General features: G+C 71.2%; 7 protein-coding genes. 3 read left to right on the forward strand and 4 right to left on the reverse strand.

Annotation, left to right across the window (positions count from 1 at the left end; all coding sequences use genetic code 11):
• Positions 1-207: 207 nt before the first annotated feature.
• Positions 208-597 (reverse strand): hypothetical protein, encoded by a 390-nt coding sequence (locus DKT69_RS40350; protein ID WP_236648508.1) that lies wholly within the window; start codon positions 595-597, stop codon positions 208-210.
• Between the two features lie 241 nt (positions 598-838).
• The gene (locus DKT69_RS33290; protein WP_109805379.1) at positions 839-1,384 is read right to left on the reverse strand and encodes a DNA cytosine methyltransferase; all 546 of its coding nucleotides are present in this window, start codon (positions 1,382-1,384) and stop codon (positions 839-841) included.
• A gap of 245 nt (positions 1,385-1,629) precedes the next feature.
• On the opposite strand from DKT69_RS33290, the gene DKT69_RS33295 reads away from it, so the two are divergent.
• Genes DKT69_RS33295 through DKT69_RS33305 form a run of 3 tightly spaced genes read left to right on the forward strand, consistent with a single transcriptional unit; the run spans position 1,630 to position 4,650 of the window.
• Entirely contained in the window at positions 1,630-2,691 is a 1,062-nt protein-coding gene (locus DKT69_RS33295) for a tyrosine-type recombinase/integrase (protein WP_109805380.1), read from the forward strand.
• Positions 2,692-3,024: a helix-turn-helix domain-containing protein gene (locus tag DKT69_RS33300; protein ID WP_109805381.1), complete on the forward strand. Its 333-nt coding sequence runs from the start codon at positions 2,692-2,694 to the stop codon at positions 3,022-3,024.
• 3 nt (positions 3,025-3,027) lie between these two features.
• Positions 3,028-4,650 carry an integrase gene (locus tag DKT69_RS33305; protein ID WP_109805382.1) on the forward strand — a complete coding sequence of 541 codons (1,623 nt, stop codon included), beginning with the start codon at positions 3,028-3,030 and terminating at the stop codon, positions 4,648-4,650.
• On the opposite strand, the gene DKT69_RS33310 is transcribed toward DKT69_RS33305, so the two are convergent.
• The gene (locus DKT69_RS33310; protein ID WP_438361900.1) at positions 4,620-5,702 is read right to left on the reverse strand and encodes a TRM11 family SAM-dependent methyltransferase; all 1,083 of its coding nucleotides are present in this window, start codon (positions 5,700-5,702) and stop codon (positions 4,620-4,622) included. The genes DKT69_RS33305 and DKT69_RS33310 overlap by 31 nt on opposite strands.
• The coding region (locus DKT69_RS38690; RefSeq protein ID WP_109805383.1) for a hypothetical protein at positions 5,686-6,351 on the reverse strand (666 nt) is incomplete at its 5' end. The genes DKT69_RS38690 and DKT69_RS33310, both read right to left, overlap by 17 nt.

Here is a 6,351-nt window from a genome sequence, read left to right on the forward strand (position 1 = left end):
GTTCCTGGTCGTCGCTGTGACCGGTTCGGTGGGCGGGCGGGGGTGCCGGTGAGGGTGGTCGATGTCGAGATCGGTTCGGGTTGGACGGCATCAGAGCTTCTCCGGTGTGTTGCAGTGGCAGGGAGCAGGTCAAGAGAACGAGAGGTGGCTCTTCGCGGGCAGCCGAGCTGGCCTGCCCGCGAAGAGCCACCGGTGGTATGGCAGGGGTCAGTGGTAGCGGCACAGCAGGAGGCGAAGCGCTGCCGCTGCCTGGGCGGGGACGACACCGTTGCCGAGGACGCGAAGCGCGGCGGTACGGGGAAGGCCGAACGAGGGATCCGTGACCCAGCGCGCGGGTAGCCCCATGAGCCACTCCACGAACGGGGGCGCCAGAACCGTCTTGCCGTAGCGGCCGGGTTGGGTGGGCGCCGGAACGGGCCGCCCGGTCAGCAGTTCCCAGCGGGCGATAGCGGGGGCGTAGATCCCCCATGTGGTCTCGTCGAGCGTTCCGAGGTTGCCGGTGGTGAGCTCGGCGAGGGTGGTTCGCAGGTCCGGGCCGCCGTGGCCGTGGTGGCCAGGGCCATGGGCGTCGGAAGCCCGTGGTGTCGGAAGCCGCACGGCGGCAGATGGCAGGGTGAGGTCTCCGTGGGATCCCCGTTGTCCGGGGCAGCCTTTCTGTCCATCGGTGGCCCGCGGAGTGGGCAGAAGCACCTGTGACAGCGGCGGCCGGAATCCGTTACCGGCGTGGCGGCCGGGCGTGCCGGTGTCGCTCGCCCGTGGGGTCGGCAGAAGGTCGTGGCGGTTGCCGTGGGGCTCGATGACGTCTGGCAGTCCGTATTGGTGGCCCGGCCCTTTGCCGTCACGGGCGCAGGGTGTGGGAAGTGTCCGCATCCTCTCCCCCGCCTCTGGTGGTGGCGAGCAGGAACAGCCGGTCGCGTCGGTGGGCGGCGCCGATGTCGGATGCGCGTAGGCATAGCCAGCTCGTGTCGTACCCGAGCGTGGCCAGGTCGGCGTGGACGACGTCGAGTCCGCGTCGGCGGAGGGCGGCCACGTTTTCCACGAACACGAGTGGGGGTCGAAGGACGCGAAGGGCTGTAGTGATGTGGTGCCAGAGGCTGGAGTGGGGTCCGGTGATGCCGGCGCGTTTACCGGCGTTGGAGATGTCCTGGCAGGGGAAGCCTGCGGTGAGGACGTCGACGGGTGGGACGCGGGTCCAGTCGATGGTGCGGATGTCGCCGAGGTTGGGCACGTGCGGCCAGTGGTGGGCGAGGACGGTGCGGGCGTGTCGGTCGGTTTCGGCGTACCAGAGGAGCTGGCCGCCGAGCACCAGTTCGACGGCCAGGTCGAGGCCGCCGTATCCGGTGCATAGCGATCCGATCCGCGGCCCGGGAACGTGGTCACTCACGCCACCTCCCGCGCACCGGTGCGGACGTGGGCGCCCAGCGGTGGTCGTCAGTCATCGGCGACCTCCGCGGGTAGCAGTACGACATCGCTTGAGTTCGTCGGCGTGTGTCTGGTTATGAAGGTCCTTGAGCTTGTGGGTCTCGCGATGTGGATCAATGGTTGTGTTCTGAACCCTTCTCGGGAATCTTGAAGCTGCTTCGGATCGTCTGGAGTGGCTTCGGTTGCGGTGAACGCGAGGTTCTTGAGTTGGGGCTGGCGGTCGTCCAGGATCTGCGTGACCGGCGTGCGCCGGCGTCGGCCGAGGACCTCGAGCGGTTCGAGGTGGACGTGCTGGCCGGGTTCGTGCTGGCGCGGGCGTCGGCCGGCTTGGCCGATGGCACGGTGCGTGGTGATGTCAGCCAGCTGGAGCAGATTCGGGACTGGTTCGGTCGGCCGCTGTGGGAGATGGAACCGGCCGACGCGGACGCCTACTTCGGTCGCGCGTTGCGGGGTGCGCCGTCGGGGACGAGGCTGGCCCGTTCGCAGGCGCTGCGCACCTACTTCACCTTTCTTGAGCTGCGGTTCCAGGCGGAACTGCACGCGCTGACCGGCCGGGTCGTGGCGTGTCCGATCGACGAGATGAACCGGCCGCGCGGGCGTAAGGACGCCAAGCTGCGGATCCCGCCGAGCGCCGAGGAGATCGACACCTTGTTCACGGGGTGGGCGGCGGAGCTGACGACGTGCCGCAAGTTCGCGCCGACAGCCCGCAACTACACCGCCGCAAGGTTGATGGCCGATGTCGGGCTGCGGGTCAACGAGGCCCGCAGCCTGGACCTGCACGACATCAAATGGGACCTCGGCCCGTTCGGCAAGCTCCACGTCCGCCTCGGCAAAGGCGCCAACGGCTCCGGTCCCCGCGAACGCATGGTGCCGCTGATCAACCACGCCGGCCGCACCCTCGCCTGGTTCATCGAGGACGTGTGGGCGCTGTTCGGCGGCGACCATCGATCGCCCGGCGCACCGCTGTTCTGCTCGGAACGCCAGGGCGGCGGCCGGGTCGGTTACGACGCGCTGCGCGCCGGGCTCGCCACCGCGGTCGCCGCGCACCTGCCGTCCTGGACGGACAAAATCACCCCGCACGTGCTGCGGCACTACTGCGCGTCGCAGATGTATCTCAACGGGGTGGATCTGATCGCGATCCAGGAGATGCTCGGGCACACCTGGGTCGCCACCACCATGAAGTACGTCCACGTGCACCGCACCCGGATCGAACAGGCATGGCTCGACGGGCAGCGCCGCGCCGCCCGACGACTGGAAGGACTGCGCTGAATGCGGTGGAACATGCGCCTGGTCGCGGCTCAACGCGGCATCTGGAAGGCCTCCGAGCTGCAACAGGTGTTCGCCGAGCACGGCCTGGTCATCTCCGCAGGGAAGATGTCCGGGCTGTGGTCCGGCCAGCCCGTGACGATCAAACTGGCCGACCTCGACGTGATCTGCGTGGCACTGGACTGCCAGGTCGGCGACCTGCTGATCGCCGAACCCGACAGCGTGTCCCGGGCCGCCCCGGACACCGCGAAGCCCGCCGCCGATGCCACCGCGCCCGTTCCGCTGACTCGGGTGGTGCCCCGTCGCCGCGACGGCCGGTCGCTGCCGCCGCGCTGACCGGTGGCCGCCCGCGACCACGACGGCACGGTCGTGCCGCGCACCGTCACCAACTGCGCGAACTGCTTCGCCTGGGGCCTGACCTACGCCCAAGGCATCTGCCTGCCCTGCTACAACTTCGCCGCCCCGCACAAGGGCTACCCGACCGGCGAGTGCGCGGCCTGCGCCCGGGTGCAGCTGTTGAAGCAGGGCTACTGCCGCCTGTGCTGGTGCCAGGCCCGCGACGAGCGGGCGAGGCTGGCCAGCGACGCCCGATCCGCGGTGCTGCTCGCCCCCTACCTGGCAGGCATCCGCTGGCAGCAACTGTTCCTGAGCCTCAGCGACCGCCGGCAGCCACCACCACGCACGGCACCACGCCGCTACGGCGCCAAAGGCCGGCCACTCAAGCAGCCACCACCGCACGCGGGCCGCCCCCGCAGCGCCTGGTTGCAAGAGCCGCTGCTGCCGCCCGGACCACGCAACTACCGTGCTGCTGTTGATCTGCGCGCCGGGCCGCCACCAGACAACCCCTGGCTGGCCTGGGCGCTGCACCTGGCCCACACCACCGCCGAGGCACGCGGATGGGAACCCACCGCGCGACGCGCAATGCAGCGGGTCCTGGTCATGCTGCTCGCCGAGCACCGCGAACCCGACCGCATCCGCGTCAGCGACTTCGCGGACGTCGCCGCCCGGCAATACATCAACCTCGACTACGTCATCGAGGTCCTCACGGCCATGGACATCATCGACGACAACCGGCCCGCCAGCCTCGAGGGCTGGCTGGCCGCCAGGCTCGCCGGGCTGCCCGGCCCGTGGCGTCGAGACCTGGGCAGCTGGGCACGCACGCTGCGCGACGGAAGCCCGCGAAGTCGCCCCCGCCACGACGGAACGGTCCGCGCCTACGTCGCTGCCGCGCTCGGCGCTGCCGCCAGCTGGCCGCAGCGCGATCACCTGCGGGAAGTCACCCGCGAGGACGTCCAGACCTACCTCGCCACGCTGCACGGCCGACGCCGTGAAGTCGCCACGACCGCCCTGCGCGGACTGTTCCGATGGGCCAAGACCCACAAGCTGGTCTTCCGCAACCCCACCCACGGCCTGCGAGGCCCGAAGGTGCCCGACCCGATCTGGCCGCTGCTGGAACCCGACGACATCAGCGCCAGCGTCACCGCCGCCACCACCGCCCAGGCGCGGCTCTGCGTCGTACTGGCCGCCGTTCACGCCGCCAGACCAGGACAGATCCGCGACCTGCACCTCGACGACGTCGACCTCGCCGACCGCCGGATGACCATCGCCGGCAACCCGCGCCCGCTGGACAACCTCACCGCCCAGACGCTGCTCGACTGGCTGACCTACCGGCGCGAACGCTGGCCCAACACCGCCAACCCGCACCTGCTCGTCAGCTCCGCCAGCGCCATGGGCCTCGCACCGGTCAGCGCCACCTGGATCCTGAACCTGCGCGGCCTGCCCGGCACCCTCGAACGGCTGCGCATCGACCGGCAACTCGAGGAAGCCGTCGCCACCGGAGCAGACCCGCTGCACCTGGCCGCCGTCTTCGGGTTCAGCGAAGGCACCGCCATCCGTTGGGCCGCCAACGCCCGAGAACTCATCGGCGGCCCTCACCCGGACCGCCTCCCCGAGTTGCCCTGAACCCCGGTATCCGCATGGCATGATGTCCCCTCAGGACACCCGGATTCGCAGCGCGAACACTTGGGTTCAGCCGAACTCGCGGACTTCTGGGTCTTGGCGAACACGAGGACGTCTTCGTGCGCGATCAGGTGCATCGGGGTGCCCGCGGTGCAGGCCCGGCGGACCTGCTGGAGCTGGAAGAAGCTGGGCCGGGCGACGAGGTGCCCGCCGCGGACGGCCGCCAGGAGGGCGACGCACCGGTCCACCGGGGTCAGGCCTGCGCGGATCCCCGCGCCGATGACCGCAGACGGCAGGTCGACCAGCTGCCCGTGCTTGCGCCAGGGCCGGGCGGTGACTACGACGACGCCGCCGGGGCGCAGCAGTGTGTAGCAGCCGGCCAGGATCTGGGCGAACCCGTCGGCGAGGCCGGTGAGGTCGCGGTAGGCGAGGTTGCCGCGGTCGGTGCCGTCGTTGTAGGCGTTGTCGAACTTCGCCACCCCGTCCGCGCCCGGGCGGACCAGGCCGTGGACGGTCGGCCCATACGGCGGTGACGTCACCACCAGGGCGACCTGGCCGGCGAGGGCGGCGGGAACGAGGGACAGGATCCGGGTCGAGTCGCCACGGATCACCGCTCCCCTACCGGTCGCCCCTTGGTGTTGGGCGTGGGTGACGTTGGCGTCGGCGATGTCCGACCACCGCGACTCGTACTCCACGCCGATGGCGTCGCGGCCGGCGTGGACGGCCTCGACGAGGGTGGTGCCGATGCCGCACATCGGATCCAGCACCAAATCGCCTGGCTGGGTGTAGGCGTGCACGGCGTGCGCGGCGATCGCCGGCAACATCCGGGCGGGGTGCTTCACCGACTCGGGCAGGTAACGCCCCCGGCGCTGCACCGGCCCGCTGCTTTGGGCGGTCACCCACACCGACAGGCCCTCTGGCCCGGCTATGGCCTGGTGGCGTCCGTCGTACTGCCGGTGGCAGCCCTCGTAGACGCGGTGCCTGCCGCCGGAGTCCTCCGGGCGGACCGGCTCGTCCGGTCCGGGGGTGGTGGGGTGCTCAGCCACGGCGGTCACCGCCTTCGCGGCGCCGCCGCCGCTGCGGCGGGGTAGCCGGTGGGGCGCTGAACACCAGTAGGTCGGCGTGGACGCGGTGGTGCGTGAGCGTCCACCGCTGCCCGGCGGTCTCGTGGGCGAGGGCGAGCAGTTCGGTGTCGGTGACGTGGTAGACGAAGGTGTCGGCGTCGGTGTCGGCGGTGACCGCGACGATGTGCTGCAGGTAGCCGAGTCCGACGTTCGCCGCCGCGGTGGCGAGGGGGTTGAAGTCCTCCGGGGTGGCGATGGTGCCGGCGGGGACCGCAACGATGAGCACGAGGCAGCCGCCGGGGCGCAGCAGCCGGGCGCAGGCGGTCAGCAGGCACGCCAGCCGCACCCGGTTCGTGGCCTCGTTCGCGTCCAGGGGCCAGGAGGCCACGACCAGGCCGGTCGCCTCCGGTGATGCGCCGTTGGCCGGGTCGCCGTCGGACGGCGGGTCGGTGAGGTCGTCACCGAACCAGGTGCTCACCTCCGGCACGTCGGCGTCGTCGATCTGCTCGTCGTCGCACTCGCGGGAGTCGGTTTGCGCGGTGGCGGGGCCGATGAGGAGGCTGGGCCCGTCGGTGAACCAGCCGGGGTGGTGCCGGCGCCGCCCGGCCAGGCAGGCGCTGGACAGGGCGTGGTCGTCGGT

It is taken from the genome of Micromonospora sicca (assembly GCF_003172935.1).
GTDB classification, from domain to species: Bacteria; Actinomycetota; Actinomycetes; order Mycobacteriales; family Micromonosporaceae; genus Micromonospora; species Micromonospora sicca.

Excerpts from the sequence above, each read along its gene's own strand:
- DKT69_RS33300 (WP_109805381.1), top strand. The coding sequence starts at position 2,692 with ATGCGGTGGAACATGCGCCTGGTCGCGGCTCAACGCGGCATCTGGAAG.